This window comes from Roseobacter sp. AzwK-3b, from assembly GCF_000170875.1.
In the GTDB taxonomy this organism is placed as follows: Bacteria; Pseudomonadota; Alphaproteobacteria; order Rhodobacterales; family Rhodobacteraceae; genus Roseovarius; species Roseovarius litoreus.
The window spans coordinates 829,246-848,593 of sequence record NZ_ABCR01000001.1 but is presented as its reverse complement, the minus strand read 5'-3'; the positions used below and the strand labels follow the sequence as shown (position 1 = coordinate 848,593).

21 protein-coding genes and 2 pseudogenes are annotated in these 19,348 nt (G+C 64.5%); 14 read left to right on the top strand and 9 right to left on the bottom strand.

The features are described from left to right. Positions 1 to 18: 18 nt before the first annotated feature. The 5 genes and pseudogenes from RAZWK3B_RS03930 to RAZWK3B_RS03910 all read left to right on the top strand — a co-directional run bounded on the left by RAZWK3B_RS03930 (position 19) and on the right by RAZWK3B_RS03910 (position 3,606). Positions 19 to 351, top strand: coding sequence for a copper-binding protein (locus RAZWK3B_RS03930; protein ID WP_037295022.1), 333 nt, complete (start codon positions 19 to 21; stop codon positions 349 to 351). 205 nt (positions 352 to 556) lie between these two features. Continuing rightward, positions 557 to 966, top strand: a pseudogene (locus tag RAZWK3B_RS20420) (transposase); the annotation flags it as partial. A gap of 101 nt (positions 967 to 1,067) precedes the next feature. Further along, the gene (locus tag RAZWK3B_RS21985) at positions 1,068 to 1,304 is read left to right on the top strand and encodes an SUMF1/EgtB/PvdO family nonheme iron enzyme (RefSeq protein ID WP_007812394.1); all 237 of its coding nucleotides are present in this window, start codon (positions 1,068 to 1,070) and stop codon (positions 1,302 to 1,304) included. Between the two features lie 108 nt (positions 1,305 to 1,412). Continuing rightward, the gene (locus RAZWK3B_RS03915; RefSeq protein WP_007812393.1) at positions 1,413 to 2,627 is read left to right on the top strand and encodes an IS256 family transposase; all 1,215 of its coding nucleotides are present in this window, start codon (positions 1,413 to 1,415) and stop codon (positions 2,625 to 2,627) included. A gap of 301 nt (positions 2,628 to 2,928) precedes the next feature. Then, positions 2,929 to 3,606: an NYN domain-containing protein gene (locus tag RAZWK3B_RS03910; protein WP_007812390.1), complete on the top strand. Its 678-nt coding sequence runs from the start codon at positions 2,929 to 2,931 to the stop codon at positions 3,604 to 3,606. 250 nt (positions 3,607 to 3,856) lie between these two features. Here the strand turns inward: RAZWK3B_RS03910 and RAZWK3B_RS03905 are convergent, their stop codons facing one another. Then, positions 3,857 to 4,333: a DUF983 domain-containing protein gene (locus tag RAZWK3B_RS03905; RefSeq protein ID WP_232279472.1), complete on the bottom strand. Its 477-nt coding sequence runs from the start codon at positions 4,331 to 4,333 to the stop codon at positions 3,857 to 3,859. A gap of 93 nt (positions 4,334 to 4,426) precedes the next feature. Here RAZWK3B_RS03905 and RAZWK3B_RS20105 point away from each other — a divergent pair, with 93 nt between their 5' ends. The 6 genes and pseudogenes from RAZWK3B_RS20105 (at position 4,427) to RAZWK3B_RS21015 (ending at position 8,908) form a co-directional block, all read left to right on the top strand. Next, complete coding sequence (locus RAZWK3B_RS20105; protein WP_007812387.1) at positions 4,427 to 5,248, top strand: GAF domain-containing protein; 822 nt, start codon at positions 4,427 to 4,429, stop codon at positions 5,246 to 5,248. A gap of 13 nt (positions 5,249 to 5,261) precedes the next feature. After that, positions 5,262 to 5,573 (top strand): hypothetical protein, encoded by a 312-nt coding sequence (locus RAZWK3B_RS03895; protein ID WP_007812385.1) that lies wholly within the window; start codon positions 5,262 to 5,264, stop codon positions 5,571 to 5,573. 57 nt (positions 5,574 to 5,630) lie between these two features. Next, a complete protein-coding gene (locus tag RAZWK3B_RS03890) occupies positions 5,631 to 6,557 on the top strand; it encodes a branched-chain amino acid ABC transporter permease (protein WP_007812383.1) in 927 nt (308 codons plus the stop codon). Beyond that, positions 6,554 to 7,501, top strand: coding sequence for a branched-chain amino acid ABC transporter permease (locus RAZWK3B_RS03885; RefSeq protein ID WP_007812381.1), 948 nt, complete (start codon positions 6,554 to 6,556; stop codon positions 7,499 to 7,501). The genes RAZWK3B_RS03890 and RAZWK3B_RS03885 overlap by 4 nt, the downstream gene beginning before the upstream one ends. Further along, complete coding sequence (locus tag RAZWK3B_RS21020; RefSeq protein ID WP_007812380.1) at positions 7,498 to 8,214, top strand: ABC transporter ATP-binding protein; 717 nt, start codon at positions 7,498 to 7,500, stop codon at positions 8,212 to 8,214. The genes RAZWK3B_RS03885 and RAZWK3B_RS21020 overlap by 4 nt, the downstream gene beginning before the upstream one ends. Further along, positions 8,211 to 8,908: pseudogene (locus tag RAZWK3B_RS21015) on the top strand (ABC transporter ATP-binding protein). The gene RAZWK3B_RS21020 and the pseudogene RAZWK3B_RS21015 overlap by 4 nt, the downstream one beginning before the upstream one ends. Before the next feature lie 124 nt (positions 8,909 to 9,032). Here RAZWK3B_RS21015 and RAZWK3B_RS03870 read toward each other — a convergent pair. From RAZWK3B_RS03870 to RAZWK3B_RS03855, 4 genes are read right to left on the bottom strand one after another with little or no spacing between them, the layout of a single operon-like run. Continuing rightward, entirely contained in the window at positions 9,033 to 11,159 is a 2,127-nt protein-coding gene (locus RAZWK3B_RS03870; RefSeq protein WP_007812374.1) for a molybdopterin-binding protein, read from the bottom strand. Further along, positions 11,156 to 11,647, bottom strand: coding sequence for a molybdopterin-guanine dinucleotide biosynthesis protein B (mobB, locus tag RAZWK3B_RS03865; protein ID WP_007812371.1), 492 nt, complete (start codon positions 11,645 to 11,647; stop codon positions 11,156 to 11,158). The genes RAZWK3B_RS03870 and mobB overlap by 4 nt, the downstream gene beginning before the upstream one ends. After that, positions 11,644 to 12,288 (bottom strand): molybdenum cofactor guanylyltransferase MobA, encoded by a 645-nt coding sequence (gene mobA / locus RAZWK3B_RS03860; protein ID WP_007812369.1) that lies wholly within the window; start codon positions 12,286 to 12,288, stop codon positions 11,644 to 11,646. The genes mobB and mobA overlap by 4 nt, the downstream gene beginning before the upstream one ends. Further along, positions 12,285 to 13,175, bottom strand: coding sequence for a formate dehydrogenase accessory sulfurtransferase FdhD (locus tag RAZWK3B_RS03855; RefSeq protein WP_007812367.1), 891 nt, complete (start codon positions 13,173 to 13,175; stop codon positions 12,285 to 12,287). The genes mobA and RAZWK3B_RS03855 overlap by 4 nt, the downstream gene beginning before the upstream one ends. A gap of 56 nt (positions 13,176 to 13,231) precedes the next feature. Between RAZWK3B_RS03855 and RAZWK3B_RS03850 the strand changes: the two genes are divergently transcribed. Then, positions 13,232 to 13,957, top strand: a complete 726-nt coding sequence (locus tag RAZWK3B_RS03850; RefSeq protein ID WP_007812365.1) for an AzlC family ABC transporter permease — start codon at positions 13,232 to 13,234, stop codon at positions 13,955 to 13,957. Next, a complete protein-coding gene (locus RAZWK3B_RS03845) occupies positions 13,954 to 14,280 on the top strand; it encodes an AzlD domain-containing protein (protein ID WP_007812364.1) in 327 nt (108 codons plus the stop codon). The genes RAZWK3B_RS03850 and RAZWK3B_RS03845 overlap by 4 nt, the downstream gene beginning before the upstream one ends. A gap of 8 nt (positions 14,281 to 14,288) precedes the next feature. On the opposite strand, the gene RAZWK3B_RS03840 is transcribed toward RAZWK3B_RS03845, so the two are convergent. From RAZWK3B_RS03840 to RAZWK3B_RS03825, 4 genes are all read right to left on the bottom strand, one after another. After that, the gene (locus RAZWK3B_RS03840) at positions 14,289 to 14,912 is read right to left on the bottom strand and encodes a hypothetical protein (protein WP_007812362.1); all 624 of its coding nucleotides are present in this window, start codon (positions 14,910 to 14,912) and stop codon (positions 14,289 to 14,291) included. 35 nt (positions 14,913 to 14,947) lie between these two features. Next, entirely contained in the window at positions 14,948 to 15,082 is a 135-nt protein-coding gene (locus RAZWK3B_RS03835; RefSeq protein ID WP_083798983.1) for an aa3-type cytochrome c oxidase subunit IV, read from the bottom strand. Between the two features lie 157 nt (positions 15,083 to 15,239). Continuing rightward, positions 15,240 to 16,283: an MBL fold metallo-hydrolase gene (locus RAZWK3B_RS03830; RefSeq protein ID WP_007812358.1), complete on the bottom strand. Its 1,044-nt coding sequence runs from the start codon at positions 16,281 to 16,283 to the stop codon at positions 15,240 to 15,242. Continuing rightward, the gene (locus RAZWK3B_RS03825) at positions 16,283 to 18,013 is read right to left on the bottom strand and encodes an acyl-CoA dehydrogenase (RefSeq protein WP_007812356.1); all 1,731 of its coding nucleotides are present in this window, start codon (positions 18,011 to 18,013) and stop codon (positions 16,283 to 16,285) included. Before RAZWK3B_RS03825 ends, RAZWK3B_RS03830 begins: the two co-directional genes overlap by 1 nt. A 130-nt stretch (positions 18,014 to 18,143) precedes the next feature. Between RAZWK3B_RS03825 and RAZWK3B_RS03820 the strand changes: the two genes are divergently transcribed. Further along, the gene (locus RAZWK3B_RS03820) at positions 18,144 to 19,106 is read left to right on the top strand and encodes an L-threonylcarbamoyladenylate synthase (protein ID WP_007812355.1); all 963 of its coding nucleotides are present in this window, start codon (positions 18,144 to 18,146) and stop codon (positions 19,104 to 19,106) included. The last annotated feature ends 242 nt before the right edge of the window (positions 19,107 to 19,348 follow it).

Sequence of the window (19,348 nt, the reverse complement as noted above, 5' to 3'; positions counted from 1 at the left end):
CGCAAAAAGGAGATCAAAATGCGTAAAATCCTGCTTTCCCTCGCTCTTGCCGTGACCGCACCGGCCCTCGCTCTGGCCAGTGACACGTCCCATTCAGGCCATGACATGTCCTCGCACAAGGGCATGGAAGGCATCCACGCCGAGGCAACGGTCAACAGCCTGGGCGACGGCATGGCCAATATTTCGCACGGGCCCATCGCCGAGATCGGCTGGCCTGCGATGACCATGGACCTCACCGTGCTGGACGGTGCCGAGATCGACGGCATAGAGGCGGGCGATGAGGTGATGATGATGCTCGAAAAAGGCGAGGACGGCATGTACGCCATCCGCGCCCTCATGCCGAAAGAGTAAGCCGGCTCTGCCGCAGACAGCGCGCCCTTGCCCCACGAGGTGGGGCGCGCTCGATCACAGGCGACCGGGTGAACGCTTGAAAGCTGACATTGCGGCAGAGCACAGCGAATGACAGCTCAACGTCGATGCTGTTGAAAACAGTCTGTGTTGCAGCGCGGCAAGTCGTTTGATTCACTCGATTATGAGGAGATTGGAGGATTTCGTCATGATGGGCACCCAAACGGCACCAGCACAGTTGTTCTATGATTTCGATCTGGAGCGTCCTGTTCCTTCCGGTCATATGCTTCCCGAGATCGACCGGTTCCTCGACGTGGATCGGATGCGGGAGGCCTTTGGCCCTTCTACAGCCACCTGAACTTGGCATATCGGTGGTTCTGCAGGCTGGGTCTGGAAGGGAGGGTTCCGGATCACTCGACGTTTTCGCGGTATCGTCATGGCAAGTGCCGGGAAAGCGGCCTGCTGCGGCAGGTGTTCGAAGCCACGGTTGAACGATGCCTGAGGAAGAATCTGGTGCCCGGCGAGGGCTTTGCCGTGAATGCCCGCCTGAGCGCTGCCGACGCCAACAAGGCCCGGTCCATTGCGGCCGAAGACTGGAGCCCCGAGGTCGCGGGAAGAAGAGGCTTCTGCCGCGGACACGGAACAACGCACAGCCCCCCACAGCAGGGTTCTCGCAGGGGCGGAGCTATCCCTATCCGGTCGGGGACGAGCCGGACGGGATGAACACCAATCGCACCCATCATGTCGAGGTCGGCACGACCAAAGAGGAGGTGAACGGGCTTTACGACATGGGGGCCAATGTGTGGGAATGGCTGGCCGACCGGCAAGGCGACGACGCCCTGACAGCGGGCGGAAGCTGGTGGTACGGGCCGTGCGCCACGCAGATCGACGGGATGCAATGGAAACCGGCATCGTTCTATGCGGTCTATGTGGGGTTTCGGTGTGTTTATGAGTGAGGGGTTGGTGTTGGGTGGGTGAGAGCTGGCTTTTGCGGACCTTAATGAGAGTGTCCGACCTTTTGTGTATGAGTGATCCGGTTCATGCTTCACCAAAAGGAAGCATGAATGACCATCTCGAAAGAACTCCTCGACGAACTGCTGAAGGGCGTGGAGCGCCCTGAAGACCTGCTTGGCGATGCCGGGCTGATGAAAGAGCTGAAGATCAAGCTCATGGAACGGATGCTTGGTGCCGAGCTGACGGCGCATCTTGGCTATGAAGAGGGCAAGGACGCGCCGACGGACCAGAAGAACCGTCGTAATGGCACATCGGCCAAAGTGTTGAAGGGCCACGACGGCGAGATGCCGATTGCCGTCCCCCGCGACCGGGACGGCAGTTTTGAGCCCGAGCTGGTGAAGAAGGGCCAGACCCGGATCGACGGGATGGATGACAAGATCATTGGGCTCTATGCCGCCGGGCTGACGGTGCGCGACATACAGGCTCATCTGCTCGATCTCTATGGCCTGAAGGTGTCACCCGACCTAATCAGCCGCGTCACCGATGCCGTTCTGGACGAGGTCCGCGAATGGCAAAGCCGTGCGCTGGACCGGATGTATCCCATCGTGCTTTTCGACGCGCTACGGGTGAAGATCCGCGATGCAGACAGCCGAACGGTCAAGAACAAGGCCGTCTACGTCGCTCTTGGCGTCACCCGTGATGGCCAGCGTGAGGTTCTGGGCCTGTGGATTGCCGAGAACGAGGGGGCAAAGTTCTGGCTCTTGGTGATGAACGAGCTGAAAAACCGAGGCGTCCAGGACATCCTGATCGCCGTCGTGGATGGGCTGAAAGGCTTCCCCGAGGCGATCACAGCGGCCTTCCCTGACACGATGGTCCAGACCTGCATCGTGCATCTGGTGCGCCATTCTCTGAACTTCTGCTCCTGGAAGGACCGCAAGGTGGTGGCCGTCGACCTGCGCCGGATTTACAGCGCTCCAACCGCCGATATGGCTGAGACCGAACTTGATGCTTTTGAAGAAAAATGGGCTGGAAAATACGCCTCCATCGCCCCGGCCTGGCGTAGGGCATGGCAAGAGGTGATCCCGTTCTTCGGCTTCGATCCAGCGATCCGCAAGATCATCTACACGACGAATGCCATAGAAAGTCTGAACCGTGTGATCCGCAAATCAATCAAGACGCGCGGCTCCTTCCCGAGCGACGAGGCGGCGACCAAGCTGATCTATCTCGCCATCCGCAACTTTGAAAAGGATGGCAGAAATGTCAGGGAATGGTTTGCAGCCCGTAACCAGTTCGCCATAATGTTCGGCGAGCGCTTCGACGCTTGAGTATCTGAAACCGCGTGGACCGGGGCAGATACACAAAGTTCAGGACACTCCCGACCTTAATTCCCACTGCGACTAACCGCAGCTACGAGTCCAACGCGATCATCAGTCGAGAATACAGCATCCAGTCCTAAGGGCGGAGAGCGGACGCTCGCTGCACCTTGCACGTATGTCTGTTTTGGTCCGGGTGCGAAGCCCCCCCATGCTCCAGAAGCGACCGCAACGCCGCGCACTTCGAAAGATGCCAAATTTTCGGCACATTTCTCTTGCAATAACCTTATATATCCATGGCTTGGAGATTTCGATGGCGCAGCCTGTGTCAGTGCTTGTCGATGGTGACAACATCAGCGGTAAGCACGCAGGAAAAATTCTTTCAGTCGCCGCTCAGCACGGCGAGCCAACTCTGGTTCGGGTCTATGCCGATGCACAGCGTCCCTCTGACTGGCATAGTGCGATTGGATACCGAATGCTGCATTCGGGAACGGGTAAGAACGCCGCCGACATTCTTCTGGCACTGGATGCGCTGGAATTGCTGCTGGCCAAAAATATGCGCTGTTTCGTAATCGCAAGTTCTGACGGTGATTTTACCCACCTGGCAACCAGATTGCGTGAGCACGGAGCAAAGGTCATCGGGATTGGTGAAGTAAAGGCGCCCAGCGCCTTTCGTGCATGTTGTAGCGATTTTGTAGAAATCGGCACGCCGCTGCACGTGCGTCTGGTGCCGGAGCCGCCGACGACTGTCACGGCGCTCGACCAGAAGATCCGGGCCATGATTGCGGCGCACAGCAAGAAAGGCATGGGCATGCACATCGCTGAACTCGCCCCGAAGATGCATACCCAACATGGGATTCGGATCAGCACATATCCCGAGCGGAGTTGGCGCGCCTACCTGGCTGCGCGACCATCACTCTACGAACTGGACCCTCGCGGCCCTGAAGCCATGGTTCGCTTCCGTCCCGAAGGCTTTACTCACGCAGCGTAAGCGCCAAACGGCATCCGGCGCGAGCCTGTCCTTGGTCACGTTACGGCTAAAAGCATGAATGACAGAAATGCGGCTTGCGGCTGCAGCCTCTCAGGGTGGCGCTGGATGTCGGCTCAGGGCCGATAGTGGTGGTTAGGTCCGCGCAAGCCAAGGTCTGAAAAGTCTGCACTGCCGACCTTGGCTCCGACAAGAGCGAACGACCGCCCTCCAACACCCGCTGCCAACCCCACCGCCTGGCACCCCCGGACACCTAGAAGCCGTGCAGTCTCTTGGCCCATTGGAAGCCGATGAACACGCCTTTGATACGGGGCAGGATGACCAATGCCAGAGCCGTGGAAAACGCCACCATGAAGAGCGCAACCCAGAGGGGCCGGGGCGTGAAGAGTGAATAGATCAGGCCGAACATCGGAAAGACGATGGCAACCACGACCAGCAGGGTGAAATAAGCCGGGCCGTCATCGGTGCGCGCATGGGTGAGATCCTGTCCGCAATGGGCGCATTGATCTTGGACCGTGAGGTAGCCGGAGAGGACTTTGCCCTGCCCGCAGGATGGGCATCTCAGCATGGCCCCTCTGAAGATCGCTTGTCGTGTGTCGCGTTGGTCGTCCATATGCCTGGCGCTTTCCAGTTTGTCGCTGCCTGACGGCAACAGGCGCATGTCATCGCACGAGGCTCGCCGGACAGCAACAGGGTCAGAAGAGGTGTCTTTGGAGGCGCGAACGCGCATGAGCGCCCCCTCCCGCGGGCCAAAAACCGGCCCCTGCCCTATAAATCCTGATGTGTCTGCCGTTTGAGTGTTGGAACAAGCGGGACGGAACGCATGACAGACACAGAGTTTCAGCCGGCAAGGATGCCGGCCAATGAAGAGCGGCGGTTGGCTGCGGTGAAGCGCAGCGGGCTGATGGGGAGCAAGGCGCTGTCGAGGTTCGACATCTATACCGAGCTCTTTCGGCATATCGCGGGGGTGCCTGTGTCGTATACGGGCCTGCTGGATGAGGCGCGGCAATATTTCCTGTCGGAGAATTTCACCGGCTGCCTGACCGGCGCGACCGAGGTGGCGCGGGAAAACACGATCTGTCAGCACGCGTTGCTGGATACCAAGCCCGTCATCGTGGGCGACATGCGCCAGCACCCCACATTCAAGGCGCATCCGCTGATTACGGGCGATCCGCATTGGGTGTTCTGGGCGGGCTTTCCGCTGGTCACGGCGGAAGGCTACGTTCTGGGCACGATCTGTGCGGTGGATTTCGAGCCAAGAGAGTTGAGCGAGGATCAGGTGGAACTGTTGAGCGGGGTTGCGGCGGAGATGGTGCTGAGCATTCAGATGCAGACCGACCGGCAGGAGCAGACGGCGCGCGATTGCGAGCGCATCCTGCGGGAATTTCAGAACGCCGGTCTTAACGAGACGGGCACGGCGCGGGCGTTTCTGAACCTGTGCATGGGTCAGCCGGTGGCGCGGGAGGAGCGCACGTCGCTGCTCGCGCTTGGGCTGGCGCTGGAGACCGAGACCGGTCTGGAGCTGAGCGAAGAGGGCGCGACGCTGAAGACCGGAAACGGCCTTGGGCCGACGGACTACAAGCGGGCGGTGTCGCCGCTGAAGAACACCGAGTTGCTGGACGCGATGTTCGCGCTTCTGGATTGAGAGGGATCGCGACATGTACAGTCGGGTTTATACGCTGCGCTTCAAGTCCCTCGATCAGGCCAAGATCGGGGTGTCGCTTCTGTCCGAGGAAATCGGCGGCGCGATCGCGGAGGCCAATATCTCGAGCCTGAGCATCCTGATCGACAAGGGCGCCACGGTCACGCTGATCGTGCGGTTCGACCAGCAGGACGAGCTGGATGCCTTCGTGAAAGGCAAGATCGACGTGCTGCAACGGCTCAAGACCGCGTTTGAGCTGACGGAATATAGCGAAAGCACGGCGGTGGCGGTCTATCTGTTCGACCGGGAGGCCGGGTCGCTGAGCTGATCGAGAGATCATGAGGGCTTGCCCTGACGCCCCGTCCCGGGCAAGCCTGTGCAGGATATGGAGATCGGACCTTATATCCTGCTGGCCTCGCTCGAGGGGGCGGTGACGGCGGCGGTGCTGGCACTGACGGCGGTGGGCCTGTCGCTGGTGTTCGGCGTGATGCGGGTCGTCAATATCGCGCATGGAGAGTTCTTCATGCTGGGAGCGGTGATCGCATGGTATGTCGCCCATTGGATGGGCGGGCATCCCGCACTGGGCTTTGTCGCGGCACTGGTTGTGGCGCCGCTGCTGGTGGGCGCGATCGCGGTGGCGGCCGATATGACGATCCTCAAGCGGCTGGACTATGATCCCGAGCGCACGATCGTGGCGACCATCGGGCTTCTTTACATCATCCAACAGCTGACGCTGATGAGCTATGGCCCCGAGGCCCGCCCGGTGGAGGCGCCGTTCAACCAGCGCATCGCCCTGCCCTGGATCGAGAGGGGCGAGAGCGGCTGGCAATTCTATTATCCGTGGGGGTTGTCGACGACCAGCTACAAGCTGGCGGTGATCGGTGCTGCGGGCGCGGTGCTGTGCGGGGTGTGGGCGCTGATGACACGCACCCGCATCGGGCTGGTGATGCGCGCCACGCAGGCTGACCGGGAGATGGCGGTGGCCTTCGGCATCCCGGTGGAAAAGGTCTATGCGCTGGTCTTCGGGCTTGGCGCCGGGCTGGCGGCGCTGGCGGCGGTGCTGATCGTGCCCATTCAGCAGGCGCATTACCTGATGGGGGCCGATCCGCTTTTGTTGTCGTTCATCGTGGTCATCATCGGAGGGCTTGGCAGCCTTCCCGGCACGGTGCTGGCGGCGGTGCTGATCGGGCTGAGCGACGGGATCATCTCGGTCTTCTTCTCGCCGACACTGGCCGAGATCCTTGCGACACTGCTGGTCGGGCTGGTGCTGGTGTTCCGGCCCCAGGGGCTTTTCGGGACGCGGGCGGCATGAGCATCGAGACGCGGCGGGTTCTGGCCCTGCATGGCGGGCTTGTGGCTCTGCTGATCGGGCTGCATTTCGTGCTGCCGGCCTATCACCACGGCAATCTGGCGCGGATCATGGTGCTGGCGAGCTATGCGATCGGCTACAACATCCTGTTCGGCTATACCGGCCTTTTGAGCCTTGGTCATGCGCTGTTCTTTGCGGCGGGCATGTATGGCATGGCGCTGACCATCCAGCATGCGGGCTTCACCCCGGCGCCGGCGCTGTTAAGCGGGATCGTGGCGGGCGCGCTGGTCTCGGGGGCGCTGGCGCTGCTGGCGCTCAGGACGACGGGCGTGGCCTTCATGATCGTGACGCTGATGTTCGCGCAGGCGGGATATCTGACGATCCTCTATTTCGGAGAGTACACGCGGGGCGACGAGGGCTTCGTGATCCAGACTGCACAGCGCGTGCTGTGGGGCATCGACCTGAGCGATCCGGCAAACCGCTATTTTGCGGCGCTGAGCCTGTTTGCGATCTGCCTTGGCCTGAGCCTGTGGCTGGTGCGCGCGCCCTTTGGCCGGGTGCTGGTGGCGATCCGCGAAAACGAGGAGCGGGTCAGGATGCTGGGTTATGACACCTATGCCCACAAGCTGGGCGCGATGGTCATCTCGGGCACGATGGCCGCCGCGTCTGGGGCGGTTTACGGGCTGCTCTTCGGCTATGCCGGGGCCAGTTTCGCCAGCGTGCAATATTCGATCTTCCCGCTTCTGTGGGTGCTTCTGGGGGGCGCGGGCACGGTGCTTGGCCCGTTCATCGGCACATTGTTCATGTTCTACCTCATCGATCTGAGTTCGGGGATCACCAGCGCTTATATGCTGATCGCGGGGGTCACGCTGGTGGCGCTGACGCTTTTTGCGCCACAGGGGCTGGCCGGAGAGGTCCGGCGCCGGATCTGGAAAGGTCTGCCATGAGTGGCGCGCTGCTGTCGACGCGCGGCCTGTCGAAGCGGTTCGACGGGCTGCAGGCGGTCACGGACGTGGATTTCGATCTGGCGCGGGGCGAGGTGCGGGCTTTGATCGGCCCGAACGGTGCTGGCAAAACGACGCTGGTGGGGATGATCTGCGGACGCGTGGCCCCATCGGCGGGGACGGTCCTGTTCGACGGCGCCGACATCACCGGCCTGCCCGCGCATCGCCGCATCCGGCGTGGCATGGCCTATACGTTCCAGATCACCTCGGTCTTTGCGGGGCTGAGTGTGCATGAGAATGTGGCCCTTGCCGCAAGGCGGCGTCTGACGGGGGCTGTGCGCGTGGACGCGGCGGTGTCCGAGGCGCTGGCGCGGGTGGGCCTGAGGGATCGCAGCGAAGAGGAGGCGGGCAACCTGAGCTATGGTCATCAACGGCTGCTGGAGATTGCCATGGGACTGGTGCAGGCGCCCCGGCTGCTGATCCTCGACGAGCCGACGCAGGGCCTGTCGGATGGCGAGATCGAAGGCTTCAAGGCGCTGATCCGCGAGGTGAGGGAACACGCGGCGATCCTGCTGATCGAGCATAACATGCATGTGGTGATGGAGCTGGCCGACCGGGTCACGGTGCTGAATTTCGGCGCTGTTCTGGCCGAAGGGACACCTGCGGAAATCCACGAGAACCGCGCCGTGCAGGCGGCCTATCTGGGGACGGGATGATGCTGCGGCTGGAGGCGATCAGCGCAGGCTATGGCAAGGCGCAGGTGCTGCGGGCGTTTTCGCTGGACGTGGCGCAAGGCGAGATCGTCTGCCTGCTGGGGCGCAACGGGGCGGGCAAGACCACGGCGATGAAGGCGGCGATGGGACTTTTGCCGCTGATGGGGGGCGCGTGCTGCTGGATGGCGAGGAGATCAGCCGACGGCCCGCCCATGAGGTGCCGCGCGCCGGGCTGGGATATATCCCGCAGGGTCGGCGCCTGTTCACCGGGCTGAGCGTGGCGCAGAACCTCGAGATCGGGTTGCGGGCGCGGCGATCGGGGCGCGACACGCTGGAGGAGGTGCTTGAGCTGTTCCCCCGCCTGCGCGAGCGGATGGACCAACCGGCGCAGACCCTGTCGGGCGGCGAACAGCAAATGTTGGCCACGGCGCGCGCGCTGTGCCTGAGGCCCAAGGCGCTGCTGCTGGATGAGCCGACCGAAGGCCTGCAGCCGTCGATGATCGACGCGATCCGGCAGGTGATCGTGACGCTGCGCGAGGCGGGCGTGGCGATCCTTCTGGTGGAGCAGAGGGTGGATGCGGTGCTGTCGGTGGCGGACCGGGTGGCCTTTCTTGAAAACGGGCGCGGCGGCGCGGTGATGGAGGCCAGCGCGCTGCGCGAGGATCACGGTCTTGTGGAGCGCTATATCGGGGTATGAGCCTTGCGGCGCGCGACGCAGGGGGCCCTGCCCCCGACGCTGAAATCCCTCAAGGGGGATTTCAACGCTTCCCCCGGGATATTTCAGGCCAGAAGAAACGACAGGGCGCTGCGGGGGATTGCGGTCAGAGGAAGCTGCCGAAGGGCAGGAAGCGCACCGGGGTTCCCGGGGTGATATGGGCAGCACCATCGGGCAGTTCGACAAGGCCCTCGGCCCAGCTGAGGCCGCTGATCCGGCCCGAGCCTTCGGATTTGAACACCTCGGCGCGGCCATCGCGCATCCGCGCACGCAGATATTCGCGGCGGCCCGGTTTCTTGGATTTCTCGAAGGCGGCGGGCAGATCGAAGCCCTGCGGCGCCTGCCAGTCCGCGCCGCCGAGACGCGCCATGGCGGGGCGCGCGAAGATCAGCGTGCAGACAAGCGCGGCCACAGGATTGCCGGGCAGGCCGAAGACCGGCGTGCCGGACCACAGGCCAAGCGCCAGCGGGCGGCCCGGTTTGACGGCGATGCGCCATTCGGTCATAGCGCCCGCCTCGTTCAGCAGGGCTGAGACATGGTCTTCGTCGCCCGAAGAGGCGCCCCCGGAGGTGAGGATCACATCGGCCCCCGATGCACCCCGGTCAAGGGCGGCCCGCAGGGCGGCGCGGTTGTCGGGGACGCGGCCCAGATCGAGCGCCTCGAAGCCGAATTGCTGCACGAGGCCCAGAAGCATCGGGCGGTTGGCATCGAAGATCTGCCCGAGCCCTGCGGGATCGCCCGGCTCGACCAGTTCGTCGCCGGTTGAAATGACAGCGACACGCAGGCGCTCATGCACCGGTAGGCTGGCGTGGCCGGTGGCGGAGGCCAGCGCGAGATCCGCCGGGGTCAGGCAGCGGCCCGCGGAGAGGATGGGGGTGCCGGCGGTCACGTCTTCGCCGGCGCGGCGGGTGTTGGCGCCGGGCTTGAGGCCGGGGCGGAAGGCGATATGGGTGTCGGTGGCGGTCACATCCTCTTGCAGGATGACGGTATCGACACCTTCGGGCAGCGCGGCACCGGTCAGCACGCGGATCGCATGGCCGGGCGGCACGGCGCCGTCAAAGGGCAGGCCGGCGGCGGCGCGGCCCTGGACAAGGGGCAGCACCTGATCGCCGGTGGTGAGCGAGGCATGGGCGAAGCCGTAGCCGTCGACGGCGGTATTGGGCTGGGGCGGGTTGGCGCGCAAAGCGGTGACATCCCGCGAGAGGATGCGGCCAAGCGCCCCGGAGAGGGGCAGCTCGGTCTGTGCGACGACCGGGTGCAGGCGGGTGCGCAAGAGCGCCAATGCGTCGTCCACCGGGGTCCAGTCCACACCGGCGGGCAGCGCGAAGCAATCGTCGCGCAGCGGCGGCGGCGCCAGCGGGGTGGCGGCGCCCGTTTCGGCGGTGGCCGCCTGTTCGAGTTTGTCCTCATTGCCAAGGCCCATGATCCAGCCCTCCTCGGGTGCGTCCACCTGCAACATGGCGCGCAGCGCAGGCGCAGGCAAGCGCGAGAGCGCCCGCGCCAGCAGACGGACCTGATGCGCATCGCGAATGCCGCCCTTAGCCTCGGCGCGTTTGACGGCGCCGGCGATCAGGCTGGGCCAGATTTCGACGAAGGCCACCGGCGCCTCCAGAGGCTCGAACGGCCAGACGGCGATCTGTCCTGCAAAGCGGCGCCGCAACCGGGCCAGAACCGGCAGGCCCATCAGCACCTGGGAGCCAACAGCGCCTGCACCGGCCAGTTGCCAGCAGGTGAAGCTGCCGGGGGCGGCGCGTTCCACGGCGCGGCGATCGGGAAACGGGTTGGCGTAGCCTGCCTTGGTGCGCGGCAGGCCCGCAATGTCATGGCGGGGGCGCGCATTGCCCCAAAAGGGGCCACGACCCTGTCCAAAGGCGCGATTGATGGCGCCTGCGACCTCGAACCGGTTATTGGCGCGGGGCGTGTCGGTGATCCGCTGATCGAGCCAGTCCCAGACGCCGAGGGGATCGGCCTGCCCGGTGAGCGCCTGCGCAAAGCCCGACGGATAGGCGAAGGGGAAATCGAAGCCGATCAGGAGCCTGCGGCCCGCCGAGCGTTCGGTGTCGATCAGGGTGGCGAGGGCGGTTTCCGCCGCGGTGCGGTTGCGCAGATAGGCGGGCGGCTGGTCCTGCCCCTGCCGGGTGACGCCCAGCCAGATCGCATCGCGGCGCGGGCGCGGGCCGGTGTCGTTGCCGCCCGACCAGTCGACGATCGCGACCGTGTCGAATGGGGTCACAGACCGACCTCGGACAGGATGAAATCGGCGATGGCCACGGTGTCGTCGAGATCGAATACCGGACGGTCCAGATCGAGGGCCGTGTCGCTGGCCACGGCGCGCACGGTGGGATCGTCGGGCGCGATCAGGGGATTGCCGGTGACGGCGCGATGCGCTTCGACCTTGGGATGGGTGTCACGCTTGTAGCCTTCGACGAGGATCAGATCGACGGGCGAAAGCTTGGTCAGCAGATCGGCCAGGGACGGCTCGGGCGTGTCGCGCAATTCATGCATCAGGGCGACGCGATTGCGCGAGGCCAGAAGCACCTCGGTCGCGCCGGCGATGCGGTGACGGTGACTGTCCTTGCCGGGGTGATCCACATCGAAGCTGTGATGGGCGTGCTTGACCGTCGAGACGGAAATGCCGCGGCCCGTGATTTCGGTGACGAGGCGCTCCATGAGCCCCGTCTTGCCGGCGTTCTTCCAGCCGACGACGCCGTATATCCTCATGACGCGGACTCCAGCATGGCCCGTGCCTGTTGCAGGTCCTCGGGCGTATTGACGTTGAAGAAGGGATCGCCCGGCCCCTCGAAGAGCGCCTCGCGGCCGGAATGTTTCTCGGTCCAGAGAACGACCTTGCGCAGCCCGTCCGAGAGGGCGCAACGCAGATCGTCCCGCAGGGCGACGGGCCAGAGGCCGAAGGTGGGATGACGGATCAGCCCGGAGCGGCTCATGGATTTGGTGTGTTCGTTGTCGGGGCGCGATGTGGCGGCCAGCACCAGCGGATGCGTCATGTCCCGCCCCTCATGGAGCAGGCGGGCGACCAGGTCGGAGGGGAAGAACGGCGTGTCGGCGGCGACGGTCACAATGGTCTCGGCGCCCATGGATGCGGCCCAGTCGAGCCCTGCGAGAACGCCCGCGAGAGGGCCGGGGAAATCGGCGATGCTGTCGGGCAGAACGGGCAGGCCAAGCGACGCGAAGCGGGCGGGATCGCCATTGGCATTGAGCGCCAGCCCCGCCACCTGTGGTGAGAGCCGACGGGTCACATGGCCAAGGATCGTCGTGTCGCCCAAGGGCAGCAGGCCCTTGTCGCCTCCGCCCATGCGGGTGGCCTGACCGCCGGCAAGGATCACGCCGAGCGGCAGGCTCATTCCATGCCCCCCTTGCGGCGGTGCTTGCGGTCTTCATCGGGCACGGCGTCGGGATCGGCGTCACGCAAAAGGCGCTCTTCTCCGGCCAGGCAGACAAAGCGCCGCCCACGCATACGGCCGATGAGAGTGAGGCCCACCTGACGCGCGATTTCCACGCCCCAGGCGGTGAAGCCCGACCGCGAGGCCAGCACGGGAATGCCCATCAGAGCGGTCTTGATGACCATTTCCGAGGTCAGCCGCCCGGTGGTGTACAGCGTCTTGTCGCCCGGCCCGACCCCTTCGGAGAACATCCAGCCGGCGATCTTGTCGACGGCATTGTGGCGGCCCACATCCTCCATGTAGACCAGCGGGCGGTCACCTTGACAGAGCACGGTGCCGTGGATGGCCCCCGCCTCGAGATAGAGAGACGGCGTGCGGTTGATGATCGAGGCCAGCGCATAGAGATCCGAGGTGCGCACCTGTATGTCGGGCAGGGTGACCTTTTCGAGCCCCTCCATCATGTCGCCGAACACGGTGCCCACGGCACAGCCCGAGGTGCGGGTCTTTTTCTTGAGCTTCTCTTCGAAGGTGGTCTGCCCGTCGGTGCGCACCACGACCGTATCGAGATCCTCGTCATACTCGACGCGGTGCACGGTTTCATCGGCAAGCAGCATCCCCTGATTGCGCAGGAACCCGAGCGCCAGATATTCGGGATAATCCCCGATCGTCATCGCGGTGACGATTTCCTGACCGTTGAGAAAGATCGTGAGGGGGCGTTCCTCGACCACGGAAATGGTGGTGGGCTGGCCGTCATGATCCACGCCATCGACAGCACGTGTCAGGCGCGGTGCGCCCGGATCCGGCGCGATCAGATAGCCCGAGATATTGTCCTGTGTCGCCAATTGCATCTCCCTGAGCTTCGGTCTAGGCCGGAGCCATGCGTTAGGCAATCTAAGGCGGGAACGTGACGACGGAAACCACCAAATCGATCTTTTGGCAGGGTGTGCGGGACGGCGCGCCCTTCATCCTCGTGATTATTCCGTTCTCGACCCTGTTCGGCGTGGTGGCGACCGAGGCCGGGTTGAGCGTGTTCGAGACGCTGACATTCTCAGTTCTGGTGATCGCGGGCGCGGCGCAGTTCACGGCGGTGGAATTGCTGCGCAACGATGTGCCCACGGTGATCGTGCTGATTTCCGCCCTGGCGGTGAATTTGCGGATGGCGATGTATTCAGCCTCGCTGACGCCGTATCTGGGGGGTGCGCGCCTTTGGCAACGGGCGCTGGCTGCGTATTTCACGGTCGATCAGACTTATGCCTGTTCGATCGTGACATTCGAGCGCAACCCGGATTGGACGGTGGGACAGCGCCTGACCTATTTTTTTGCGGTGGCCGTGCCGATCTGCCCGCTGTGGTATGCGTTCACAGTGGTGGGCGCGGTGATCGGCAGCGCTATCCCCGAAGGGCTGGCGCTCGATTTCGCGATCCCGATCACCTTTCTGGCGATCATCGCGCCGATGCTGCGGACCCGCGCGCATGTGGCCGCGGCGCTGGTATCTGTCGTGGCCGCGCTGGTGCTGGCGTTCCTGCCCTATAACCTCGGGCTGCTGGTGGCGGGTATCCTTGCCATGATTGCCGGGGCCGAGGTGGAGCGGCAGGTCGAGCAGAGGGCCGAGCGGAGGGCCGAGAAATGATCGAGCCTGTCGCGCTGTGGACCGTCATCATTCTGTTGGGACTGGGCAGTTTCGGGCTGCGCTTCGTGTTCACCGGGCTGGTGGGGGACCGGCCCTTGCCGGCATGGGTGCTGCGGCATCTGCGCTATACGGCGGTGGCGGTGCTGCCAGGGCTGGTGGCGCCGCTGGTGGTGTGGCCCGAGGCGACGGGCGGACAGTTGGACGCGCCGCGCCTTGCGGCGGCGCTCGTCACGCTGGCGGCGGGGCTGTGGACGCGCAACGTGGTGCTGTCGATCTGTCTGGGAGCGGCCACGCTTTATGGCGGGCTGTATCTGTTGGGATAACGCCGCGATCAGCCGCCTCTGGCGGCCTGTGCGACGCGGTTGGGGTCCCAGTCGTCCAGCACCTTGCTGTTGTCGTCGCTGTCATATTCGCGCAGCCGACGTTCGGTCACGCCCGGTAGGGTGGCGAAATCCTCGGCCAGTCGAACCGGCGACCATGTCGGACGCACCGCGCCGGGATACACTTGCGACAGGATCGTGGATGTGGAGCGCGCACATTGCGCCGAGGGCACCGCGCCATAGGATTGCGCCAAGCGGAACACGCGTTCGGCGGTTTCCGGCGGCACATCGAGGTTCTGCACCCGGACATGATACGTCTCGCGCGCATGATAGCGCGTGTAGACATCTTCGACCGGGGGGGTAATGCCATAGACCACGTCGTTTCGTTCCGGCAGGGTTTCGTGTTTGAACGAACCTGCCGGATCGAAGATCACCCGCTGCGACCCGTTGATCATCAACGAGGTATGCGCACCGGCGCCGGTGCGGTTGTTGATCATCGTGTAGAGCGTGAGGCGCGGCGGGCCGTCATGGCGATAGGCCGATTTTGCCACGGCGTCATCGGGCGCCCAGACCTCTTGGCCCACGCATCCGGCCAGCATCACGCAGGCGCATATCGCAACGATCCAACCGCGCATCACCGACACTCCCGCCTGCGACGAGACGACAAGCCTCAGCCGTTGACCATCGCGATGAACAGCAGGAGCACGATGCAGGCAACCGCAGTCCATGTGACCCATTTGATGAAACCTTCGAAGGTTTTTTCCTGCACTTCGATATTCATCTCGCCATGCTTGTGTTCAGCCATGTTTCCGTGTCCTTCGTCTTGGGCATAGCCCGAAAAATCCGACATCTGGATACTGCATTTCCAAAGGGCTGTCACCCGCCAAGCTGCCGCAGTTTACAACGAATTTTCAAGCCGTGATCCAGCGCATGACACGGGCGGTTCACCACGAGCGAACCTGTCAGGACTTCGCCTGCCAAAGCCATGCGCCGTCGGCGCGGCGGGTGCGGGTCACCTCGCCCGCATGGAGCAAATGGTTGAGATGGGCCACCGCCTCGACCAGAGCAAGGCCATAGGTGCCTTCATCGATCCGGCGTTTGAACAAGGGCGCGAAACATTCGGCGGCGGTGCGGGGCGTTGAGAGATGGGCGCGCAGGCGATCGAGCGCGCCGTGGTGATTCTCGATCAACTGACGCATCCGCACAGGCAGGCCGGTGAATGGCAGCTTGTGACCGGCGAGCACCAGATGATCCTCATTGGCCAGCGCCGCCAGCCGCCCGCAGGCTTCCAGCCAGTCCGCCACGGGATCGGCATCCGGCTCGGTGGGATAGACGCCGATATTGGGGCTGATGGAGGCGATGATCTGATCCCCGGCGATGACCAGATTGTCATCGCGGCTCCAGAGGGTCAGATGCTCGGGCGCGTGGCCATTGCCGATATGCACATCCCAGACGCGCCCGCCCGCGTGCAGGCTGTCTCCCTGCGCCAGACGCGTGTAGCCCACAGGGATCGGGTGACAGGTGTCGGCGAAATTATAGGGGCGCGCGGCTTTGCGGGCCTCATAGATTGCAGGGTCCATGCCCGCAGCGCGCCAATGGGCCAGCGCCTGCGGGGTCGGACGCTCTTCGACATCGAGGATCAGCATCCGCGCCATGAGCCATGCGGTGCGGGTCGTGACCAGTTCGGCGCCGAAGCGGTCCATCAGCCAGCCCGCCATGCCGATATGATCGGGGTGATGATGGGTGAGGATCACCCGCGAGACGGGCCTGCCCTGTAAGGGACCGGCAAGCACCTGTTCCCAAAGGGCGACAGAGCGGCGCGAGTGGATGCCGGTATCCACGATGGTCCAGCTGTCGCCGTCATCGAGGGCATAGATATTGACGTGATCCAGAGCCATCGGCAGCGGCAACCGTATCCACAGAAAGCCCGGCGCCACCTGGATCGCGGCGCCATGCTCAGGCGCCTCGGGCCAAGGATAGCGCAAGGTGCCGCCTGCCCCGTCCATCACGCGGCCAGATCGTCGGGCGAGAGCGCATAAAGATCATCGGCCCCGGCGGTGGCATGGGCCAGAAGCCCGGCATGTTCCGGCAAAAGGCGGGTGAGGTAGAACCGGGCGAGCCGCGTGCGCGGGCCATTGCCCTGCCCCGCGGCGGTTTCGGCCATGGCGGCGGCCAGATGGTAATGCCCGCCAAGCACGCGCGCGAAAGCCCGCAGGAAAGGCACGGCCCCGGCGAATCGCTGAGTGAGGTCGGACTGCGCAATCATCCAGTCCAGCCCCTCGCGCAGGGTTTCGGAGGCCTGCCACAAAGGCTCGGCCAGATCGGGCAGAGTGGCGCGGGCGGCTTCGGCCTGCGCCTCGATCTCGTCGATGAGCGCATGGGCCGCCTCGCCGCCATCCATCAGCTTGCGCGCGGCCAGATCCATCGCCTGAATGCCGTTGGTGCCTTCGTAGATCGCGGTCACGCGCACGTCGCGCAGATATTGCGCGGCGCCGGTCTCTTCGACAAAGCCCATGCCGCCATGCACCTGCACTCCCAGATTGGCCACCTCGATCCCGGTATCGGTGCCGAAGGCCTTAGCGATGGGCGTGAGAAAGGCCGCCCGCGCCGACCAGTCGGGGGCGCCGGTTGCGGTTTCCATGTCGATGGCCACGGCGCAGGCCAGGGCGATGGCGCGGGCGGCGAAGATATCGGCCTTCATGGTGGTCAGCATCCGGCGCACATCGGCATGATCGACGATCGCGCCGGTGCCGCCTTCGACAGGCGTGCGGCCTTGCTTGCGGTCGGTGGCATAGGCGAGCGCGTGCTGCAAGGCGGCCTCGGCCACGCCGATCCCCTGCCCGCCCACGCCAAGCCGGGCATTGTTCATCATCGTGAACATGGCGCGCATCCCGTCATGCTCTCGCCCCACCAGCCAGCCGGTCGCGCCGTCATATTGCATGGTGCAGGTGGGGCTGCCATGCAGGCCCATCTTGTGCTCGACCCCGACCACCTTGAGGTCATTTGCACGGCCCGGTTTGCCGTGCTCGTCGGGAAGGAACTTGGGCACCAGAAACAGGCTGATGCCCTTGGTGCCCGGCGGACCATCGGGCAGGCGCGCCAGAACCAGATGCACGACATTGTCGGTGAAATCGTTGTCGCCCCAGCTGATGTATATCTTCTGGCCGGTGATCGCATATGTCCCATCGCCGCGCGGCTCGGCGCGGGTGGTCAGGGCGCCGACATCGGACCCCGCCTGCGGTTCGGTCAGGTTCATCGTGCCGTTCCATTCACCGCTGACCAGCTTGGGCAGGTAGGTCCGTTTCAGAGCGTCCGAGGCATGATGCTCGAGCGCGTCGATCTGCCCCTGGGTCATCAGGGGGATGATCTGAAGCGCAAGGCAGGCGGAGCTCATCATCTCGTTCACGGCGGTGGCAAGCGCCATCGGCAGGCCCATGCCGCCATGATCGGGGTGGGCCGAAATCGACACCCAGCCCCCGTCGGCAATCGCCTTGTAGCCCTGATCAAAGCCCGGAGAGGTGCGCAACACGCCGTTTTCCAGCCGGGCGGGGTGCTGATCGCCGCTGCGGTTGAGCGGAGAGAGCACCTCCTGGGACATGCGGCCCGCTTCGGTCAGGATCGCGGCTGTCACATCGGGTGTGGCGTCGGCGAAGCGGTCGGTGGCGGTCACCTGCTCCAGTCGCACGACGTGATCCAATATGAACTGATATTCAGCGACCGGGGCATGGTATGGCATCTGAACGCTCCTGATCTTGGTACAGGGTGCGGCTTGGCATCGCCACGGCACCCGTATATGCATGATTGTCGCCGCCAAGACTAGCCCACCTACCGCCACCAGCAACCGGAACGCAGCGTCAGAGTCCCGCATGATCCTTTCCACCGAACGCCTGTTGCCGGATGCGCAGGGCTATGCCCGCGCCGCCGAAATCCTGCATGAGGGCGGGCGCGTCGCCTTTCCGACAGAGACGGTCTATGGGCTGGGAGGGGATGCGCGCAACGATATGGCCGTGGCCGGAATTTTCGAGGCCAAGGGGCGGCCACGCTTTAATCCGTTGATCGTCCATGTCGAGAGCGCACAAGCGGCGCAGGCCTATGTCGCATGGTCCGATCTGGCAGAGCGGCTGGCACGGGCGTTCTGGCCCGGACCTCTGACGATGGTACTGCCGCTCAAGCCCGACACGGGGTTGTCGCCGCTGGTCACCGCCGAGTTGCCCACGCTGGCGATCCGGGTGCCGGCGCATCCGGTGGCGCAGGCCTTGCTGCGCACCTTCGGGGGACCGGTCGCGGCGCCATCGGCGAACCCGTCGGGGCGGATCAGCCCGACCCTTGCGGCGCATGTGCTTGCCGGTCTGGACGGGCGGATCGAAGCGGTGCTCGATGGCGGCGCCTGTGATGTGGGCGTGGAATCCACGATCCTCGGGCTGGCCGATGGTCCGGTTCTGCTGCGCCCCGGAGGCATCGCCGCCGAAGAGATCGAAGCGGTGATCGGCGCGCCGGTGGGGCATCACGCAGAGGGCAGCGCGATTTCCGCGCCCGGACAGCTGGCCTCGCATTATGCGCCGGGGGCGTCTGTGCGTCTGAACGCGGAAACACGGCAGGACGGAGAGCTGTTGCTGGGCTTCGGGCCGGTGGCGTGTGATCTGAACCTGTCACCGAAGGGCGATCTGCGCGAGGCGGCGGCGAACCTCTTTGGCCATTTGCACGCGCTCGATGGGCAAGGCGCGGACGCGATCGCGGTATCGCCCATTCCCGACACCGGACTGGGGCGGGCGATCAACGACCGTTTGCGCCGCGCCGCAGCCCCCCGCCCCGGCACGGATCGGCCGTGACCCCCGGATTGTACCGACGGTTCGGGAGGACCCCCCCGACAGCTTGCGAATCGTGAATGGAAACCGGTTGTCCTGCTTGCGCGGAAGATGTCGCTTGGGGTTGCGGGCAAAAAACCGCTACAGCCAAGAGGTGAAATATCCCGGGAAACCATCAGGATTTGTATGTTTTGGCCTTCTTTTCGACAAAGTTACGGCGCGAATTCGCACTCTTTGCCAATCACCTTAAGTCCTTGGCAAGTCAG

What these genes read in the sequence shown, in the direction of transcription:
- RAZWK3B_RS03915 (WP_007812393.1), top strand. Translation starts at nt 1,413, where the DNA reads ATGACCATCTCGAAAGAACTCCTCGACGAACTGCTGAAGGGCGTGGAG.
- RAZWK3B_RS03895 (WP_007812385.1), top strand. Translation starts at nt 5,262, where the DNA reads ATGTACAGTCGGGTTTATACGCTGCGCTTCAAGTCCCTCGATCAGGCC.
- RAZWK3B_RS03840 (WP_007812362.1), bottom strand. Translation starts at nt 14,912, where the DNA reads ATGCGCGGTTGGATCGTTGCGATATGCGCCTGCGTGATGCTGGCCGGA.
- RAZWK3B_RS03830 (WP_007812358.1), bottom strand. Translation starts at nt 16,283, where the DNA reads ATGGACGGGGCAGGCGGCACCTTGCGCTATCCTTGGCCCGAGGCGCCT.
- RAZWK3B_RS03855 (WP_007812367.1), bottom strand. Translation starts at nt 13,175, where the DNA reads ATGCAATTGGCGACACAGGACAATATCTCGGGCTATCTGATCGCGCCG.
- RAZWK3B_RS21985 (WP_007812394.1), top strand. Translation starts at nt 1,068, where the DNA reads ATGAACACCAATCGCACCCATCATGTCGAGGTCGGCACGACCAAAGAG.
- RAZWK3B_RS03910 (WP_007812390.1), top strand. Translation starts at nt 2,929, where the DNA reads ATGGCGCAGCCTGTGTCAGTGCTTGTCGATGGTGACAACATCAGCGGT.
- RAZWK3B_RS03845 (WP_007812364.1), top strand. Translation starts at nt 13,954, where the DNA reads ATGATCGAGCCTGTCGCGCTGTGGACCGTCATCATTCTGTTGGGACTG.
- RAZWK3B_RS03835 (WP_083798983.1), bottom strand. Translation starts at nt 15,082, where the DNA reads ATGGCTGAACACAAGCATGGCGAGATGAATATCGAAGTGCAGGAAAAA.
- RAZWK3B_RS03825 (WP_007812356.1), bottom strand. Translation starts at nt 18,013, where the DNA reads ATGCCATACCATGCCCCGGTCGCTGAATATCAGTTCATATTGGATCAC.
- RAZWK3B_RS03930 (WP_037295022.1), top strand. Translation starts at nt 19, where the DNA reads ATGCGTAAAATCCTGCTTTCCCTCGCTCTTGCCGTGACCGCACCGGCC.
- RAZWK3B_RS21020 (WP_007812380.1), top strand. Translation starts at nt 7,498, where the DNA reads ATGAGTGGCGCGCTGCTGTCGACGCGCGGCCTGTCGAAGCGGTTCGAC.
- mobA (WP_007812369.1), bottom strand. Translation starts at nt 12,288, where the DNA reads ATGAGCCTGCCGCTCGGCGTGATCCTTGCCGGCGGTCAGGCCACCCGC.
- RAZWK3B_RS03885 (WP_007812381.1), top strand. Translation starts at nt 6,554, where the DNA reads ATGAGCATCGAGACGCGGCGGGTTCTGGCCCTGCATGGCGGGCTTGTG.
- mobB (WP_007812371.1), bottom strand. Translation starts at nt 11,647, where the DNA reads ATGAGGATATACGGCGTCGTCGGCTGGAAGAACGCCGGCAAGACGGGG.
- RAZWK3B_RS03820 (WP_007812355.1), top strand. Translation starts at nt 18,144, where the DNA reads ATGATCCTTTCCACCGAACGCCTGTTGCCGGATGCGCAGGGCTATGCC.
- RAZWK3B_RS03890 (WP_007812383.1), top strand. Translation starts at nt 5,631, where the DNA reads ATGGAGATCGGACCTTATATCCTGCTGGCCTCGCTCGAGGGGGCGGTG.
- RAZWK3B_RS20105 (WP_007812387.1), top strand. Translation starts at nt 4,427, where the DNA reads ATGACAGACACAGAGTTTCAGCCGGCAAGGATGCCGGCCAATGAAGAG.
- RAZWK3B_RS03905 (WP_232279472.1), bottom strand. Translation starts at nt 4,333, where the DNA reads ATGCGCGTTCGCGCCTCCAAAGACACCTCTTCTGACCCTGTTGCTGTC.